Origin of the sequence: Alcaligenes sp. MMA (assembly GCF_020907215.1) — a bacterium.
In the GTDB taxonomy this organism is placed as follows: domain Bacteria; phylum Pseudomonadota; class Gammaproteobacteria; order Burkholderiales; family Burkholderiaceae_B; genus Alcaligenes; species Alcaligenes aquatilis.
The window spans coordinates 163,241-180,162 of the sequence record NZ_JAJJPP010000001.1; the positions used below are offsets into that span (position 1 = coordinate 163,241).

Here is a 16,922-nt window from a genome sequence, read left to right on the forward strand (position 1 = left end):
ATAGCGTTTAAGGTTTATTCGCACAGCAGCGGCCGATGACTCGCCACAGGTAGTACACAGCGATGCCGCTAAAGATAAAGGCGGGCAAAGCCCAGACCATACCTGCGCCGATCAGGTTGTCTCCCTGCGCGTTCAGGCAACTGGAGGCAGCCGTTTCTATGCAGTCTTTATAGCGGTAGTAGCGCTCGTAAAATAGCCACCAGAAAAAACCAGCCAGACTAGAAAAAATAATCAGGCCAATCGTTGATTTAAGGCGGGGTGTCGAGCGGCAAATCATGCTTGGAAATGTGGAACCATTGGTGTGATGAAAAAAGGGCTTATGCCCCGATTGCTTTAGCTGATTGCATTTTGCTAGGTGATCAACAGCAAAAAGAATAGGTGCAGCACAGATGCAAAATTGTAGCGATTCTGTGTGTCGATTTTGATGCAAGAGCAGACCCTGGCACGATGAGGTCAACATAAAACTCCGTTAATTCAAGGCATTGCCGTACTCTTTGAATTCTTTAGAGGTGCCATATAATTGAGAATGTATGTTATTCTCAGTTGCATTGTGTCGGATGTTCTGTTCCCATCGGCCCGAGTGCCTTGAGCCCGTATCCGCCAGGCTGACATCGTTTTTTCTCTCTATGCCTATGATCAGATTCACAGTATCGGACTTTGACCGACTCGGTCGTCCGGCAGGCTTTCACTATTGTTTGCCTCACTATGTTGGCCCAGATCGGGAAAGGGAGCAGCTTTGCATTGCCGAGGGGCGTGTGCAGGAACACGAGGTCAGGCCGGGCATCAAGTTGGTGCTGTCAGATATCGTCACGCACCATCACTACGAATCCAGTTCCGTCAGCGCGCCGCAGTTCTCTGCCATTGTGATGCTGCAAGGCCGCGCGCAAGCCCGCCTGGCCAGTCAGAATCAACTGAGCCTGGTCGCGCAAAGTGGTGTCAGTATTGCGCATAGCGAATCGGTCGCGTTGACCGGGATACACCCAGCCGGGCAACGTTTGCGCTGTATTAACCTCTCTTTGCGTTCAGCGGAAAGCGTGGGCGACTCGCGCTTGGGCGACACCCTGTCCAAACTGATGGGCCCATCCGGACTGTGCATGCAGAAGTGGACGGTCCCGCCGCATTTGCTCAACACGCTCGAGCAGTTGATAGACAGCCCCTGGCAGGGGACGACGTACGATTTGCTGCTGGAAGGTGTCAGCCTGCAAATGCTGGCTCATGCGCTGGACGGATTGACTCCAAAGCCTGCTAAAGAGTCGCCGGCCACGGCCCGTGACCGACAGCTACTGGAGCGTGTGCGTGAACGTTTGTACAACGCGCCGGGTGACGATCATACCTTGGCGGATCTGGCCAAGCTGGCCTGCATGAGCCCGAGCACCTTGCGGGTGAAGTTTCAGGCAACCTACCAGTGTTCTGTGTTTGGCTGGTTACGTGAGCGTCGTCTGGAGTTGGCACGTGATTATCTGGCGCAAGGCTGGAGCGTACAGCAGGCGGCTCATTTTGTGGGCTATCGCCACGCCACCAACTTTGCCACAGCCTTTCGTGAGCGCTACGGGATTGCGCCCAGCGAATTGAATTGAGGTGGCCGGGCGGCCAGCTCTGTCATTGTTCAAAGCTTTTTAGGCGTTTGCCATTCCCCTCTCTGGCGAGCCTGGTCCATCCTGAAAAAGACCTCCCCTATGCGGGTTTGTTTTCTTATTTCAGACAGAGCTGTGTTGCCTTCCTCGCTTCCCCCGTATCCCTTGATGGTGTTGATTCTGGGCCTGCTGGCCTGCGTTGCACCTGCCACTATTGACGCCTATTTACCTGCTTTCAGCGCGTTGGAGCGCGAGTTTCAGGTACCCCCCGAAAGCGTGCAGCAGACCTTGGGTGTGTATATGTCTGCCTATGCAGCGATGTTGCTGCTGCATGGCACTTTGTCCGATGCCTGGGGGCGCAAACCTGTGATTGTGGCGTCCCTGGCGGTGTATATCACTGGCTCGGTGATGGCGGCCTTGGCGCCCAGCATGGATTGGCTCTTGGCTGCTCGGGTACTGCAAGGCTTGTCGGCCGGAGCGGGTTTGGTGATTGGCCAGGCCATGGTGCGTGATTGCTATCAAGGTGAACAGGCGCAACGGACTCTGTCTTATATCGTCGTGGTCTTTAATGTCTCGCCCGCGCTGGCCCCGATTGTGGGTGGTCAATTGATTGCGCTTTTGGGTTGGCGCGCTGTGTTCTGGATGCTGGCCGCCCTGGCCGCTGCGGCGTGCTACTTGTGCCTGCGTCGCTTGCCTGAAACCTTGCCCAGCAGTAAGCGTCAGCCTTTGGCCTGGCGCCAGTTGCGTAGCGATATTGGGCAATTACTGGGCGATGTGCCTTTTATGGGCATGAGTGTGGCCTTAAGTTTGCTGATTGGGGCTCAGGCCTTTCTGATCGGCGCTGCTCCGGATTTCATTTCTCATACTTTGAATTTGCCTGAAACCGCCTTTGCCGTGTTGTTTGTGCCTTTGGTGGTCGGGGCCATGTTGGGGGCTTTGGCCTCTGCCCATCTTGTGCGGCATTGGGGAGACATCACGATTATTCGCTGCGCCTATGGCTTGATGCTGGCCAGTTGCCTTGTCTATACCGGGTATCTGGCCAGCGCCTGGCATCCTGCCTTGTCGTGGGCCGTGTTGCTCCCCGCCTTTTTCACCGCAGGTCTGGCTATGTTGATGCCGGTGGTGACCATGCGTATTTTGGCCCAAGTTCCCAGTCGGGCCGGGTTGGCGGCCTCCTTATTGGGCTTTTGCCAGATGAGTACGTTTTCGCTGGTCAGCGGTTGGCTGGTGCCGTGGGTTTACGGCCAGCCCTTGCGGATGTCAGCCGCCATGCTGATCTGCGTCTTGCTCAGTGCCGTTAGCTGGTTTTGGCTGCAACTGCGCGCGGATCGATGCCCCTCCTAGAAGGAAAGCGGCAGGACTGATATTTGGAATAGGGTTTTTGCGTTTAGGGATACGCTCATGCAAACTCTGTAGATGATAATTGTTCGCATCTAAAACCTGTTCTGAGATCCTTGCTCATGCCTGCTGTTTCAACCTGCTATGCCCGTTCAAGATTGCGCTTGCTTGCCCCTGTCACTCGTTCTGCCATGTTGCTGGTTGTTGCCAGCAGCCCGGCCTGGGCGCAGGATTCCGTGGCTGATACGCCTGTAGAACTGTCCACCATTACGATCAAGGGCAATCGAGACCCAGGCGTGACGGAAACCGATCCGTCTTACACCACCAAGGCCATGAGCACGGCGACGGGGCTGTCTCTTTCTATCAAGGAGACGCCGCAATCGGTCAGTGTGGTCACCCGAAAAATGATGGATGATCGCGGCATGCAGACGACGGCGGATGCCTTGCAGAGCGCGCCGGGTATATCTGTGACACGCAGCGATACCAACCGTTATTCCTTTTCCTCGCGTGGTTTTGGTATCGACAACTATCAGTTTGATGGTTTGACGCAACCAGTTTTGTCGCCCTGGGCCTTTGGTGAAAGCAACCTGGACCTGGTCGTTTTTGATCGGGTTGAAGTGGTGCGCGGCGCGACCGGTTTGATGACGGGGGCCGGTAATCCTTCGGCAGCCGTCAATTATGTACGTAAACGTCCTTTGCGGGACTTTGCCGCATCGGGGGGGATCAGTGTCGGAAGCTGGGACTTTGCGCGTGGATACGCAGATGTGTCTACCCCGATTACGGAAGATGGGCGTATCCGTGGCCGTATTGTAGGAGCTTATGGCAAGGCCAATAGCTATACCGATTTGCAGGATACTAAAACCCGTACATTGTATGGCGTGGTCACGGCTGACTTGATGCCTGGCATGGAGTTGACGGGGGGTGTTGCCTATCAGTCCAGCTCCAATAATGGTTTTGGCAGTGGTTTTCCGCTGTTCTATAGCGATGGCTCTCGTACGGATTTCAAGCGTTCGATTTCCAACAATACAAACTGGTCACGCGTCGAGAACAATACGACAACGGGTTTTGTGGATTTGAGCCACCAGTTCAAGAATAACTTGAGCTTGCGCTTGACCTATAACCAGTCCTACACCGATGCCTTCATGAAAAACTTGTTTCGGGGTGGGTATCCGGATCGGGAAACAGGGCTGGGTACATCAAACTCGTACTCTTATTACGAAGGCGATGTACGCCGCAAGGCATTGAATGCGTCCTTGTCCGGGCCATTTACCTTGTTTGGCAAAGAGCACGAGTTTTCGGTGGGCTGGATGATGTCCCAGGATCGCGTATCTTTCCCGCAGTATCGGGCCGTACCCCCATTGGCTGCGGCGGCCAGCTTCTATCAGCCAGGCCGAGAGCCGGAGCCGAACTGGTCCAGTGAGCCATCCCAGGCTGATGATACGGATAACAAACAGTCCGGCGCCTATGCCGTTGGCCGCTTTGCCTTGAGCGATAGTTTGCGCTTGATGGTGGGGGGGCGGCTGAGCAACTGGGAAACTGATCAGACCTACTTTGGTTCCAAGCGTCAGTATCGCCATCGTAACGAGTTCATCCCCTATGCCGGCCTGATCTATGACTTTGACGATACCTATACCGCTTACGCCAGCTATACCGAGATATTCAAGCCGCAGAACGCCCGCAACGAACAGGGTGCGATTCTGGCACCGATTACCGGTAAAAGCTATGAGTTGGGCTTGAAAGCGGCATGGATGGATGGCCGGCTCAATGGTGCATTGTCCCTGTTCCAGACACGGCAGGACAATTTGGCGGAAGCCACAGGTAATAATGTGATTGGTGCACCACCTAATACACCTGCTTACCGCCCGGTGTCGGGGGCCAAAGTAGAAGGGGTGGAGCTGGAGTTGGGCGGAGAACTGATGCCTGGCTGGAATCTGGCCACGAGTTTGACGACCTTTACCGCCAAGGATGCGAAAGGCAAGCCCATCAATACCAGCAAGCCACGTACCTTGTTCAAGCTCTATACCACCTATCGCTTGTCAGGGGATTGGCAAGGGCTGACTGTGGGCGGCGGCATTGATTGGCAAAATCGCATGTATCAGAACGCCACGGCACCAGGCCGCAAAGTGGTGAATGTTGAGCAGGGCAGCTATGCCATCGTGAATCTGATGGCAAGTTATGACTTCAACAAGCGCGTCTCGGCCACCTTGAACGTGAACAACCTGTTCGACAAAAAGTACTACTCGCAGATCGGTTTTTATAACCAGGGCTGGTACGGTGCTCCGCAAAACGTGATGCTGTCCTTGCGGGCGCAGTATTAAGGGTGGAGTGAGCAGACAGGCTTGCCTGATACAAAAGCCTGCTTGGCAAGGACAAGCAGGCTTTTTTCATTGGAAGCGGAGACCTGAGCGGCGTTATCTCAGACGCAAAAATCTTGTGGTCCTGGAGCGGCAAGCGTGGCGCTGTCCGTCTGCCTTGAGGCCTGCGGGCTACAATATTCAGGATACCAAGGCCATTAAATCAGTCACCCCAATATCGACACCCGCTTGATACAACAAGGTGCTGGCCTGACCACGATGGTGAGTCTGGTGATTAAAAAAGTGCGTCACCAAAAGCGCAACATCCTTCTCCATGCTCTGGCCCGCCATATTGTTATAGCGTAGCGTTTGGCCCAGTTGCTCGGGTGTCAGTGTGGCCGCCCAAGCAATAATAATCAGATCCAGTTTGCGACGGTACGGATCCAGTTCCGCCAAGGTGTCGAATAACTGCTGATCCAGTGTACGTGGCTTGGTAAATACCTCCATTTCTTCGCGCAAGCTGAGGGCATCAGGATGCTGGGCAAAGCGGTGCAGCCAGATCGTATCCCCCACTGCAATGTGCATCATCGTCTTGAACAAGGAGCCAAAGAAGGCGCCGCACTCTTGATGCTGCTTCTCTGGGGGCAAGCGAGCGGCGGCCTGATAAAGACGGCGGTTCATTTGGCTGTTGTAGTCAGCCATGCGGATGGCAGTTTGAGGTGTCATAAAGAGCAGTATCCGGCAAGATGAGGCATCCTGATGATTTCTTTAAATAGATAGCGGTACCAAGATCAAGGGCCATCTTTGCCAGTCATGAGTTGTTCGGTTGATCCCGCGTTGACTGCTTGCCTGGCGTGCGGAAAGTTAAGTGGGCCCTGGTGCTCGATAAATTGCGCTGTGAATGTTTCAGCTGAAACAGGTCTTCCAAAAAGATAGCCTTGTATTTCTGGGCATTCATTATTTTTAAGGAATATGAATTGCTCTTCCGTTTCCACGCCTTCTGCAATCACATCCAGGCCAAAGTTCTTGGCTAAGTAGATAATAGCCCTGACCAGTGCGGCATTTCCGGCATATTCGTAGACATGGTGGATGAATGACCGGTCGATTTTTAGGCGGCTGACTGGATATGTTTTTAGCAGACTTAATGATGCATAGCCTGTCCCGTAGTCGTCGAAGGCCAGACCAACGCCTATGTTTCGTAAACCGCGAAACAAGTTTTTGGTGACTGCTTCGTTGCGAAGCAAGGAGGTCTCCACGATTTCCAGCTCAAGAGAACTGGCAGGCAGACCTGTTTCAGCCAGTAGAGCGCTGATTGTGTAGAGCAGGCGATTGGTACGTAGCTGTGCCTCGAACAGGTTTACGCTGATACGAAAATCGGGGATGGTTGCTTGCCAGCGGACGGCCTGACGGCAGGCCGTTTGTAATATCCATTCTCCTATAGCAGGCGCAGATGGCTTTTCGTTGAGCACATCAATAAAAGAGAGCGGCGTTAACAAGCCCCTTGTAGGGTGGTTCCACCGAATCAGTGCTTCTGCTCCGGTCAACTGCCTAGTGTGTGTTGATACTTGGGGTTGGTAGAAAAGCTCAAACTCATCGTTTTCAAAGGCCAGGCGTAATTCCCGCTCGAACGATCTGCGTGCGACAGCGACCTCGCGCAAGGCCGGAGAGAACACCTCGTAGTATCCCTTACCGGATGATTTCGCTTTGTAGAGCGCCAGATCGGCTGCGCTCAGAATATCCTCGGCGCTAGTGCCGTGCGTCGGCGCGAGAACCACGCCAATGCTGATACTAGTGTCAAAAGACTGGCCAGCAAAGTTATACGGCGTTGCAAAGACGTTGATCAGTGTTTGTGCGGCTCTTCGTGCCGCCTGCACGCCGTTTCCGGGCAGCAAGGCCATAAACTCGTCGCCACCGAATCGAGCAAGCTTAATGGCGTTGGGAAATGTCGACTTTAATTGCTGGGCGATGTGTTTGAGGGCGGCATCGCCAGCCGAGTGGCCGAAGGTATCGTTGATTTCCTTGAAGTCGTCCAGCTCAATTAACAATATGGTTGCAGGGGTTTCGTTGGCAAGCGTTTGGGCAAGGCGTGCCCGCCACATTTCCCGGTTGGCAAGGTTTGTTAGTGCGTCTAGCGAGGCCAGTTGAAACAGCCTTTCTTCATGATGCCGGCGCTCAGTGATGTCTCGCACAATGGCGCCGATATGGGTGGTGTCTGCTTCAACCCAGGTCGATAATGAGAACTCTGCCGGGAACTCGGTTCCGTCCTTACGCAAAGCGGATAGTTCGATCGTGCGGTCAGCAAGTTTCATTCGCTCGCCCTGTCGCAGCCGTAAAAGCTCTTTCTCGTAAATCTTACGCCAATTGTCGGGCACAATAATCGATCCTGGCTGGTTGAGGGTCTCGTCAGCTAGATAGCCAAAGATTTTCTCTGCAGAGCGATTCCAGAACGTGATGCGGCCATGCTCGTCAGAGCAGATGATGGCATCAGGGGAGGTGGCTGCGATATTTTCAAAACGGGCTTTGCTGTCTGATTTGGTTTGTTCCAGGCGGTGCGCTTCCATTCGCGCCATTACCAGGGTTGCCAGGTCGGAAAGGTTGGCACGATCAGTTTCGGTGAAGACATGGCGCGGCTTGGTATCCATCAGGCATACCGTGCCCAATCGCTCCCCCGTCGGGGCGAGTAGTGGTTTTCCCGCATAGAAGCGAACGTGTGGCGGTTTGGTGACTAATGGGTTCGGTGCAAAGTGGGGGGCGTTCAAGGCGTCCGGGACAAGCAAAATGTCATTGGACAGGATGGTCGTCGTGCAAAACGAATCAGCGCGCCTTGTTTCGCGCAGATCAATACCAACACGTGCCTTGAAAAACTGTCGGTCCCTATCTATCAGCGAAATCAGAGCGATCGGTACCTTGAATAATCTGGCTGCCAGGTTAACGAGCCGGTCAAACTCTTCTGTAGGGGGGGTATCTAGCAGTTTGTACTCCGCTAGGATGCGTAGGCGACGATTTTCTTCGACAGGTACCGGGGAGGAGAGGGATTTCATAGTTGTCCTGTGCTCCATAGATTTAACTGTAAAAATAATCAATAACTGGTGGCCGTATCGATTACGTTTATGTTTGGGAGCTGGTGCCCCTCCGGTTTGTTCTGTGTAACTGCCGTTTACTGATATTTATACCCTCAGGCGGGCGGTGTTGTCTTATCTATATGTAGGTAGTTATACGTAACGGGCAGGCAACAGCAGGCCGTGGCTGTGACAGCAAGGGGAGGAAATGGGGGGAGGCAGGACGAAAAAAAGCCCAAACCGAAGTTTGGGCTTTCTGAATTTGGAGCGGGAGACGAGTCTCGAACTCGCGACCTCAACCTTGGCAAGGTTGCGCTCTACCAACTGAGCTACTCCCGCATTTTTTACTGCACTACCGACTTGTGACCAGCATTACTGGAGGCGCAAGCCGGAATCGAACCGACCTAGACGGATTTGCAATCCGCTGCATAACCACTCTGCCATTGCGCCGTGGTCGATTAAAAAGGGAAGCCTAGGCTTCCCTTAGGAATCTGGAGCGGGAGACGAGTCTCGAACTCGCGACCTCAACCTTGGCAAGGTTGCGCTCTACCAACTGAGCTACTCCCGCATTTTGCTGTGCAGATTGAATCTGTTTTCAGCGATTTACTTATTAGCTTTTGCTTATTAAGTAAAGAAAGCTAGTTTAGAGTGGCTATCTTTGTTTGTCAAGAGTTTTTGATATTTTGCTTATGCTTTTTATCGCTTACGCTTTTTATCTGTACTGCCTAACAAACTAGCCTGCCTATAAACTGCTTTTTGCTGCGAAACCAACGCTGCGCTAAGCAAGAACGTAACTATAGACCGCAGGAAATATGCTTGTCAATAGATTCTGTAAATTTTTCCGGAAAATAGGCCGTCCGAGCTATGCTTACTGCTTTCTTTGATTGTGAGACAGGGCCGTGGACAGGCAGCGTAATGTGGATTTGAGCTCTTTTAATACCTTGGGTTTGGATAGCCGCGCGCGCGACCTGGTGGTGTATGACAATGTTACCCAGCTACCTGCCTTGCAAGCGCTGGTGGAGCAGGGCGAGCGTATCTTTGTGCTGGGCGGTGGCAGCAATGTGGTGCTGGCCGAGCACGTGGATGCCCTGGTGATCAAGGTGGAAAGCAAAGGGATCCGTCTGCTGCAAGAGCGGGACGATGTCTATGTTGTGGAGGCGCAGGCGGGCGAGTGCTGGCATGATTTTGTTCAGCATTGCTTGAATCTGGGCTGGCCTGGTTTGGAGAACCTGGCGTTGATTCCCGGTACGGTGGGTGCGGCTCCGGTTCAGAACATTGGTGCTTATGGCCTGGAACTGGAGCAGCGGGTGCACAGCGTGCTGGCCTGGAGCTTTAAAGAAGGCAAAGAGGTGGAACTGTCTGCGGCCGAGTGTGGCTTTGCCTATAGAGACAGCCGCTTCAAGCACGATCCGGCGGGTAGCTGGTTGATTCTGGCCGTGCGTTTTGCCTTACCACGTCAATGGACACCGGTGCTGGCGTATCCCGATCTGAATAAACAAGCTCATTTGGCGGGGGAGCCAGACCCTCAACGCATTTTTGATGCGGTCTGCAAGATTCGTCGTCAAAAATTGCCTGATCCCCGCGTCCTGGGTAATGCGGGCAGTTTCTTCAAGAATCCCGTGGTGCAGACCGAGCAGCGTGATGCCTTGAAGCAGCAATGGCCCAATCTGGTCTCTTATGACCTTGGGCAAGGCCAATGCAAGTTAGCGGCAGGCTGGTTGATTGACCAGTGTGGCTGGAAAGGCAAGCGCGATGGCGCGGTGGGTGTACACGACCGTCAGGCTTTGGTGCTGGTAAATCATGGCGGCGGGACCGCGCATGATATTGAACACTTGGCCCAAGCAATTCGTGGCTCTGTTCGGGAACGCTTTGGCGTGGAGCTGGAACAAGAGCCCGTTATGGTGAATTAAGCGTCTACCGCGCCCCACCATCGCAGCGTTTGTGCCAGATGGTGGCGTACCGCTTCCATGGCCGCTTCGGGTTTGCCCGCCTGCAGCGTGTCCAGAATGTGCAAATGTTCCTTCATGGCGGGTACGATGCGCTCGGGCAAAGGGCGTCGCGAGTGCTGCAGCACATTGATGCGATCACAATTTTCTTCGTAAATCGTCATGGCCGAGCGGTTCTGCAACGCTTGTGCCAGATAACGGTGCAAGGCCCAGTCCACTTCCATGGCCTGGATCTGCAATGCGGTGGTGACAAGGCCGCTTTGCGCCTGCTCCAGGATTTTCTGGTGTTGTTCCCGCAAGCTCTCCAGTGCGGGCTGCGTGGCACGGCTTGCCAATACCCTGGCCCCTTCCTGATCGAAGACACAGCGCAACTGAAAACATTCCCGTAGGGCTTCCGTGGTTGCCTCCAAAACCAGAACGCCGCGCTTGGGCAAGATAGAGACCAGCCCGGCCGCCGCCGCCCGCTTGACGGCCTCGCGCACCGGAGCCAGTGGAAAGTCGCTCAGTTTCATCAGCTCCGCCATCGACACCATCTGCCCCGCGCGTACCTGCCCGGTCGCCAATAAATGACGAAATGCCTGGAAGGCTTGGGTAGCCAGCAACGTGTCAGCAGAGGAGGAGGGAATACTCATGTAGCGTCTCCGTGGGTGCGTAATGTAGCTTCATGGCTGATTTTGTAGGGGTGGCTCTGATTGTATTCGGTATTTCTTATTGAATATGTACTGATATTCAAGATGAAATCTATGCTGCAGTCCAAACAATAAAATAAATGGCTGAAGTAGTGGGTCGCCAATAAGCGAAAAAGGAGGCCCAATGGCTTGATGTTGCGCGGCGTAAAAAAGCCGGCTCGAAAGCCGGCTTTTTATCAGAGCGTTTGCAAGTCAGGAACTTACAGGCCCAGTACGTCCTGCATGGTGTACAGGCCGGTGCTTTTATCGCCCAGGAAACGGGCGGCACGCAGGCTGCCATTGGCATAACCGGCACGGCTGCTGGAGCGATGCGAAATTTCGATGCGCTCGCCTTCACCGCAGAAAAACACGGTGTGGTCGCCCACAATGTCGCCACCACGGACAACGGAAAAACCAATGCGGCCATCCTGACGCGCCCCGGTATGTCCGTGACGGGCCCAGTCGGCTACATCGTTCAGGGATTCGCCCCAGGTCTGGGCGATGACTTCACCCATGGCCAAGGCGGTGCCCGAGGGTGCATCCACCTTGTTGCGATGGTGGGCTTCAAATACCTCGGCGTCGAAACCCTGGTTCAACAAGGCAGCGGCCATTTCAATCAGTTTCAAGGTTGCATTGACGCCCACGCTCATGTTCGGGGCGAAGACAATGGCAATCTCGCGGCCAGCGGCTTGGATCTGTTGTTTCTCCGCTTCAGAAAAGCCGGTGGTGCCAATCACCAGACGGGTGCCGTGTTGGACGCAGGCATCCAGATGGGCCAGGGTGCCTTCAGGGCGGGTGAAGTCAATCAGGCAGTCGGCTTGGGCCAGGGCGTTCAGATCGTCCGTGATCTTGATTCCCGTGTCTTTACCCAGAAAAGCTCCTGCATCCTGGCCGATGGCTTTGGAGCCGCTGTGGTCCAAGGCGGCGGCCAGTGTCAGGTCGGTACTGTTCAAAACAGCTTCAATCAGCATACGGCCCATACGGCCGTCTGCGCCAGCAATGGCAATGCGCATGTATCCAGTGTCCTTAACGTAAAGCTTAAAGCGTGGGCTGGTTGCCGGTCACGCTGGGCGTGGGGGCCGTGTTTTCGGCGTCAGCGGGAGGTGGCGTTTGTTTCTTGCCGGTATCGCTGCGCTCGAATGGTTGGCGATCAGGCTGTTCGTCGCCTTGCCAGCGAACCAGGGTGTCGCCTTCAAACCAGACGGTGAACGTGCGCTGCTCGATCTTGCCGTAGCCAGGTCGGTTCAGGTAAGGATAGTCCCAACGGTCAGCGTGGAAAATGTCTTGCAAGGTCGGTGAGCCCAGCAGATAACGTACCTGTTCGCGAGTCATCCCCGGTTGCAGGCGGGCCACTTGCTCGGCAGTGATCCAGTTCCCCTGCTGAATGTCTGCGCGGTATGGGAAGCCCCATTTGGAGGATCCGCAGGCGCTCAGGGCGGCGGCAGCCAAGCTGGCTGCGAGTATGGCGCGGATGACAGGAGTGAATGAATTGGCCTTCTTCTGCACGAAATGCCCCAGTAGGAATAAAATCGTTATCATATAAGGGTTTAGGAAAAAGCGCATGAATTGCGCGTTGAACCGCCTCAAGACGAGCTGGTTTTCAATCAGAACGGACTTGAGATCCATCCCCATCAAGATGCGATAATTTAGCCATGAACGATCAAAATGAACTGAAGAACATGGGGCTTAAGGCGACGTTTCCACGCCTGAAGATTCTGGATATTTTTCGCCGCTCCGATCAGGACGGCCAACGACACCTGAGCGCTGAAGACGTATACCGTTTGCTCATTGCTGAAGAAGTCGATATTGGTTTGGCCACGGTATACCGTGTGTTGACCCAGTTTGAACAAGCCGGCATTTTGGTGCGTAGCCAGTTTGACGGCGGCAAGGCCGTCTTTGAACTGAATGATGGCGATCACCACGATCACCTGATTTGCACCAATTGTGGCGTTGTCGAAGAGTTTACCGACAGCAATATCGAAGCCCGTCAGCATCAGGTCGCACAGGATCACGGTTTTGTGCTGGAGAGCCATACGATGCTGTTGTATGGTATTTGCCCCAAATGTTCGGAAGCGGGCAAGCAGGCCAAGCCCGGTTTGCGTAGTTAATTCTGTTGTAGCTGGCCCGCAGGCCCAGGATCTGACGATTGGGGGGCAGGATAGCCAGGACGGCATTCTGAAAATTCAAAGAACAGTCAGATTCAGGCCATAGGGCATCACAGCCGGACATGAAAAAACCACCAGTTGCTGCGGCGCTGGTGGTTTGGTTTGCGTTTCAAAAGCGGCTTTACTGTCGCGCCAGCATTTCCCGTGCATGTTCACGCGTGGTTTGCGTAATTTTCAGACCACCCAGCATACGGGCAATCTCATCTACCCGTTCATCTTGCGTCAAGGGGCGGATCGAGGAAAAAGTCTGGCCTTGTTCGGTCGTTTTCTCGACTTTCAGATGATGGTTCCCACAGGCAGCCACCTGGGGCAGGTGGGTCACGCACAGAACCTGATGGCGTGCGCCCAGCTCTTGCAGTAGACGTCCTACCACTTCGGCCACTGCGCCACCCACACCGGTATCGACTTCATCAAAAATCAAGGTAGGTACACGAGCCGCTTGACTGGCGATCACAGACAGCGCCAGGGAGATTCGAGCCAACTCACCTCCAGAGGCCACTTTGGCCAGTGGACGCGGTGTGACGCCTTCGTGACCTGCAACCAGGAACTCCACGTGCTCGACACCATGGACTTGAGGTTCGCAGGCGGTCAGGGCGACCTCGAAACGGCCGCCTTGCATGGCCATGGACTGCATGGCCTGGCTGACTTGTTTGCCAAGCTGCACACTGGTTTTGCGTCTTGCCGCACTGAGCTTGCCGCTAAGCTCCTGATACTGCTTCTGCGCGTGCTGGGCCTTGGCTTGCAAGGCCTCCAAATCAAAAGATTGCTGTAACTGTGCGAGCTGCTCCTGCCAGGAGTCCAGCAGACTGGGTAATTCCTCGGGCTCCACTTTCAGTTTGCGCGCGGCACTGAAAATGGCTGACACCCGCTCCTCTGCTTGAGCCAGGCGCTCGGGGTCCAGCTCCATATCGCTTAAGTAGCTGTTCAGATCCGAAGCCGCTTCGGTGACGGCAATTTGTGCCGACTCCAGCGCATCCACAATCGCTTGCAGGCCAGGGTCATGGCGCAATAGGGCGCTCATTTCGTGGCTGGCCTTGCCCAGCAGTTGCTGTACCGAGGTTTCCTCGCCATCCAGAGCGGTCAGGGCCAGCGCACTGCCATCAATCAGGGCTTGAGCATGAGACAGACGGGTGTGTTCTTGTTGTAGCTGGTCCCATTCCCCAGCGCGCAGATTCAGGCTGGAGAGCTCATTGATCTGCCATTCCAGGCGCTCTTGCTCGCGCTTGCCTTGTTCCGCACTTTGGCTGGCTTGCTCGACGGCTTTGCGCGCCTGGCTCAATTGCTGCCAGGATTGTGCCACTTGACGCGCCAGTGGCAAATGGCCGCCTTGGCTATCGAGCAGATCGTACTGACTGTGAGGATTCATCAGGCTTTGATGTGCGTGCTGGCCGTGAATATCCACCAGCAATTCGCCCAGCTCACGCAACTGGGTCAAGGTTGCTGCGCTGCCGTTGATGTAGCTGCGGTTGCGCCCTTGCAGGTCAATCAGACGACGCAAGATCAACTCGTCCGAAACATCGAAGTCACGCTCGCTCAGCCAGCGCTGAATGTCTTGTTCGCAATCGAAGTGTGCGCTGACTTCAGTGCGTGTGCAGCCTTCGCGTATGGCTTTGGCATCGCCGCGTGCTCCCAGAACCAGGGAGAGCGCGTCAATCAGGATGGATTTGCCAGCGCCGGTCTCCCCGGAAAAGACCGTGAAGCCGGTGTCGAAATCAATCGTGGCTTGATCCACGATGACAAAGTCTCGAACGTGCAGGGTACGGAGCATAGAGGTTTATTCGTTTTCGTCGTTAGGCAAAGGGATGTGATTCCAGCCCAGTTTTTGGCGCAGAGTGGAAAAAAAGCTGTAGCCCTTGGGATGGATAAAGCGAATGGTGTCCTGGGAGCGACGCACATCAATGCGGTCTCCCTGCTGACAGTCGGACCAGGTTTGCATGTCAAAGTGCACACTGCCACCTGATTCCACCCGGCCCAGTGCCGTAATGGTCAAGTTCAAGGTACCTGTGTCGGGTAGCACGATGGGCCGGTTAGACAGGGTTTGCGGCGCGACAGGCACCAGCAAAAAGGCTTTCAGGGACGGGTGCAGCAAGGGGCCGCTGGCGGCCAAAGCATAGGCGGTCGAGCCGGTGGGAGTGGAGATGATCAGGCCGTCCGAGCGCTGGCGATACATGAATACACCATCCAGTTCTACGCGCAGCTCGATCATGCCGCCACGGCCAGCGCGGTTGATGACCACATCGTTCAGGGCCACGCCTGAATACAGCACTTGTCCGTCGCGCACGACGCGGCCTTCCAGCATGGAGCGCTCTTCAACGTCATACTCGCCTTTGAGAACGCTCAGCAAGGCGTCGTTGGCGTCATTCAAGGGAATATCGGTAATAAAGCCCAGGCGACCATGGTTGATTCCGATCAGGGGGACTTTACTGTGGGCTAATTCGCGAGCCGCGCCTATCATGGTGCCGTCGCCGCCCATCACGATAGCCAGATCGGCGTGCTCGCCAATTTGGGCATAATCGCCGATGGGAAATTCGGTAATACCGGCATTCTGGGCGGTTGTGGCCTCAAGCAATACCGAGCAACCAGTGCTGACCAGGGTATTGGCCAGCGATCGGATGGGCGCATCCAAGCCGGAGTCCTGGTATCTGCCAACAATGGCAACCGTTTTGAAATGCATGGGGCGAAAACCTTAAGATTAATGAAATAATGGCGATCAGTGGATTATAGAGTTGCCACTCTAGGCTTGGCTGTAAGATTCTCCCCTTTATCATGCAGTGCTGGTGTTTTTAAGTGACGTACGCGACATGGATGACAGAGCAAATGCCTTGTTGAAGGTGCTGATCGAGCGTTACATCGCCGATGGTCAGCCGGTAGGGTCTCGTACCTTATCGACCGTTTTTGATTTTTCTCCGGCCACCATTCGAAATGTGATGGCCGAGTTGGAAGGCTTGGGACTGATTCACAGCCCGCACACCTCGGCGGGGCGTATTCCCACGCCCAAGGGTTACCGCTTGTTTGTGGATCGTCTATTAGCGGCAGAGCGTTTCGAGCGGCCTGATGCTCGCAACCTTAGCCAGTATCTGCCTTTTGATGAACCCAACCGGGCGGTCAGTTCCGCCGCTGCCTTGCTGTCGAATCTGTCGCAGTTTGCTGGCGTGGTGCTGGCACCGAAAAAAGCGCAGACCTTCCGGCAGATTGAGTTTATTCGCCTGTCCGACAAGCGAGTGTTGCTGATTATCGTCACACCAGATGGCGATGTGCAAAACCGTATCCTGTTTGTGCCGCGTGATTACCTGGAGCAGGAGCTGGTTGAGGCCAGCAACTTTTTCAATCAGCATTTCTCTGGCCTGTCTTTTGAGTCGGTCAAGCTGGCCTTGTCGCAGGAGCTTAGCTCTTTGCAGGCGGACATTTCGCGCCTGATGCAGCAAGCGGTGGATGTAGGCAGCCATCAGCCTGACAGTGAGGAGGCCGTGGTGATCGCTGGCGAGAGCAAGTTGTTAAATGTCTCGGAAATGGTGGCGGACATGGATCGTTTGCGCCGTCTGTTTTCCCTGTTCGAGAAAAAAACCGATCTGTTGCATCTGCTGGATGTGTCCAGCCAGGCTGAAGGGGTGCAGATTTATATCGGCGGAGACTCCCAGCTCCTGCCGCTGGATGATGTCTCTGTGATTACCGCCCCGTATGGAGTGGACGGCAAAGTCGTGGGTACGCTGGGTGTGATCGGGCCATCGCGGATGGCGTATGATCGTGTGATTCCGATCGTGGACATTACGGCTCGGCTATTGTCCAATGCCCTGAGCCATCACTCGGCCAGTTAATGGATAGATCTTCAACCTGTTGGCAGGCGGAAGGTTTGCTGGCTGTCTAAGGTATTAATCATC

The 16,922-nt window shown here is 54.7% G+C and carries 14 protein-coding genes and 3 tRNA genes; 6 read left to right on the plus strand and 11 right to left on the minus strand.

Annotated elements, in window-relative coordinates; all coding sequences use genetic code 11:
• Window positions 1-7 precede the first annotated feature (7 nt).
• On the minus strand, window positions 8-460 hold the full coding sequence (locus tag LNA76_RS00690; protein ID WP_230017623.1) for a hypothetical protein: 453 nt from the start codon (window positions 458-460) through the stop codon (window positions 8-10).
• Between the two features lie 166 nt (window positions 461-626).
• On the opposite strand from LNA76_RS00690, the gene LNA76_RS00695 reads away from it, so the two are divergent.
• The 3 genes from LNA76_RS00695 to fauA all read left to right on the plus strand — a co-directional run bounded on the left by LNA76_RS00695 (window position 627) and on the right by fauA (window position 5,230).
• A complete protein-coding gene (locus tag LNA76_RS00695; RefSeq protein WP_230017625.1) occupies window positions 627-1,577 on the plus strand; it encodes a helix-turn-helix transcriptional regulator in 951 nt (316 codons plus the stop codon).
• 165 nt (window positions 1,578-1,742) lie between these two features.
• A complete protein-coding gene (locus tag LNA76_RS00700) occupies window positions 1,743-2,918 on the plus strand; it encodes a multidrug effflux MFS transporter (protein ID WP_326833650.1) in 1,176 nt (391 codons plus the stop codon).
• 116 nt (window positions 2,919-3,034) lie between these two features.
• A complete protein-coding gene (gene fauA / locus LNA76_RS00705) occupies window positions 3,035-5,230 on the plus strand; it encodes a TonB-dependent alcaligin siderophore receptor FauA (RefSeq protein WP_230017629.1) in 2,196 nt (731 codons plus the stop codon).
• Window positions 5,231-5,407: 177 nt separating this feature from the next.
• Here fauA and LNA76_RS00710 read toward each other — a convergent pair whose 3' ends face one another.
• The 5 genes from LNA76_RS00710 to LNA76_RS00730 all read right to left on the minus strand — a co-directional run bounded on the left by LNA76_RS00710 (window position 5,408) and on the right by LNA76_RS00730 (window position 8,833).
• Window positions 5,408-5,932 carry a DinB family protein gene (locus LNA76_RS00710; protein ID WP_094197419.1) on the minus strand — a complete coding sequence of 175 codons (525 nt, stop codon included), beginning with the start codon at window positions 5,930-5,932 and terminating at the stop codon, window positions 5,408-5,410.
• A 65-nt stretch (window positions 5,933-5,997) separates the two neighbouring features.
• Window positions 5,998-8,247, minus strand: coding sequence for a putative bifunctional diguanylate cyclase/phosphodiesterase (locus tag LNA76_RS00715; RefSeq protein ID WP_230017631.1), 2,250 nt, complete (start codon window positions 8,245-8,247; stop codon window positions 5,998-6,000).
• 281 nt (window positions 8,248-8,528) lie between these two features.
• Window positions 8,529-8,604, minus strand: a tRNA-Gly gene (locus LNA76_RS00720).
• A gap of 37 nt (window positions 8,605-8,641) precedes the next feature.
• A tRNA-Cys gene (locus LNA76_RS00725) sits at window positions 8,642-8,715 on the minus strand.
• Window positions 8,716-8,757: 42 nt separating this feature from the next.
• Window positions 8,758-8,833, minus strand: a tRNA-Gly gene (locus LNA76_RS00730).
• A gap of 331 nt (window positions 8,834-9,164) precedes the next feature.
• On the opposite strand from LNA76_RS00730, the gene murB reads away from it, so the two are divergent.
• Window positions 9,165-10,175: a UDP-N-acetylmuramate dehydrogenase gene (murB, locus tag LNA76_RS00735; RefSeq protein ID WP_268253663.1), complete on the plus strand. Its 1,011-nt coding sequence runs from the start codon at window positions 9,165-9,167 to the stop codon at window positions 10,173-10,175.
• On the opposite strand, the gene LNA76_RS00740 is transcribed toward murB, so the two are convergent.
• The 3 genes from LNA76_RS00740 to LNA76_RS00750 form a co-directional block, all read right to left on the minus strand.
• Complete coding sequence (locus LNA76_RS00740; RefSeq protein ID WP_108727813.1) at window positions 10,172-10,843, minus strand: GntR family transcriptional regulator; 672 nt, start codon at window positions 10,841-10,843, stop codon at window positions 10,172-10,174. The genes murB and LNA76_RS00740 overlap by 4 nt on opposite strands.
• Before the next feature lie 257 nt (window positions 10,844-11,100).
• A complete protein-coding gene (gene dapB / locus LNA76_RS00745; protein ID WP_108727812.1) occupies window positions 11,101-11,892 on the minus strand; it encodes a 4-hydroxy-tetrahydrodipicolinate reductase in 792 nt (263 codons plus the stop codon).
• A 25-nt stretch (window positions 11,893-11,917) separates the two neighbouring features.
• Window positions 11,918-12,385, minus strand: a complete 468-nt coding sequence (locus LNA76_RS00750; protein WP_319802190.1) for an outer membrane protein assembly factor BamE — start codon at window positions 12,383-12,385, stop codon at window positions 11,918-11,920.
• A 146-nt stretch (window positions 12,386-12,531) separates the two neighbouring features.
• Between LNA76_RS00750 and fur the strand changes: the two genes are divergently transcribed.
• The gene (fur, locus tag LNA76_RS00755) at window positions 12,532-12,987 is read left to right on the plus strand and encodes a ferric iron uptake transcriptional regulator (protein WP_094197413.1); all 456 of its coding nucleotides are present in this window, start codon (window positions 12,532-12,534) and stop codon (window positions 12,985-12,987) included.
• Between the two features lie 178 nt (window positions 12,988-13,165).
• Here the strand turns inward: fur and recN are convergent, their stop codons facing one another.
• Together recN and LNA76_RS00765 are read right to left on the minus strand one after the other, a co-directional pair.
• Window positions 13,166-14,812: a DNA repair protein RecN gene (gene recN / locus LNA76_RS00760; protein WP_230017634.1), complete on the minus strand. Its 1,647-nt coding sequence runs from the start codon at window positions 14,810-14,812 to the stop codon at window positions 13,166-13,168.
• 6 nt (window positions 14,813-14,818) lie between these two features.
• On the minus strand, window positions 14,819-15,718 hold the full coding sequence (locus LNA76_RS00765) for an NAD kinase (protein ID WP_094197411.1): 900 nt from the start codon (window positions 15,716-15,718) through the stop codon (window positions 14,819-14,821).
• 127 nt (window positions 15,719-15,845) lie between these two features.
• Between LNA76_RS00765 and hrcA the strand changes: the two genes are divergently transcribed.
• Window positions 15,846-16,859, plus strand: coding sequence for a heat-inducible transcriptional repressor HrcA (gene hrcA / locus LNA76_RS00770; RefSeq protein ID WP_094197410.1), 1,014 nt, complete (start codon window positions 15,846-15,848; stop codon window positions 16,857-16,859).
• The last annotated feature ends 63 nt before the right edge of the window (window positions 16,860-16,922 follow it).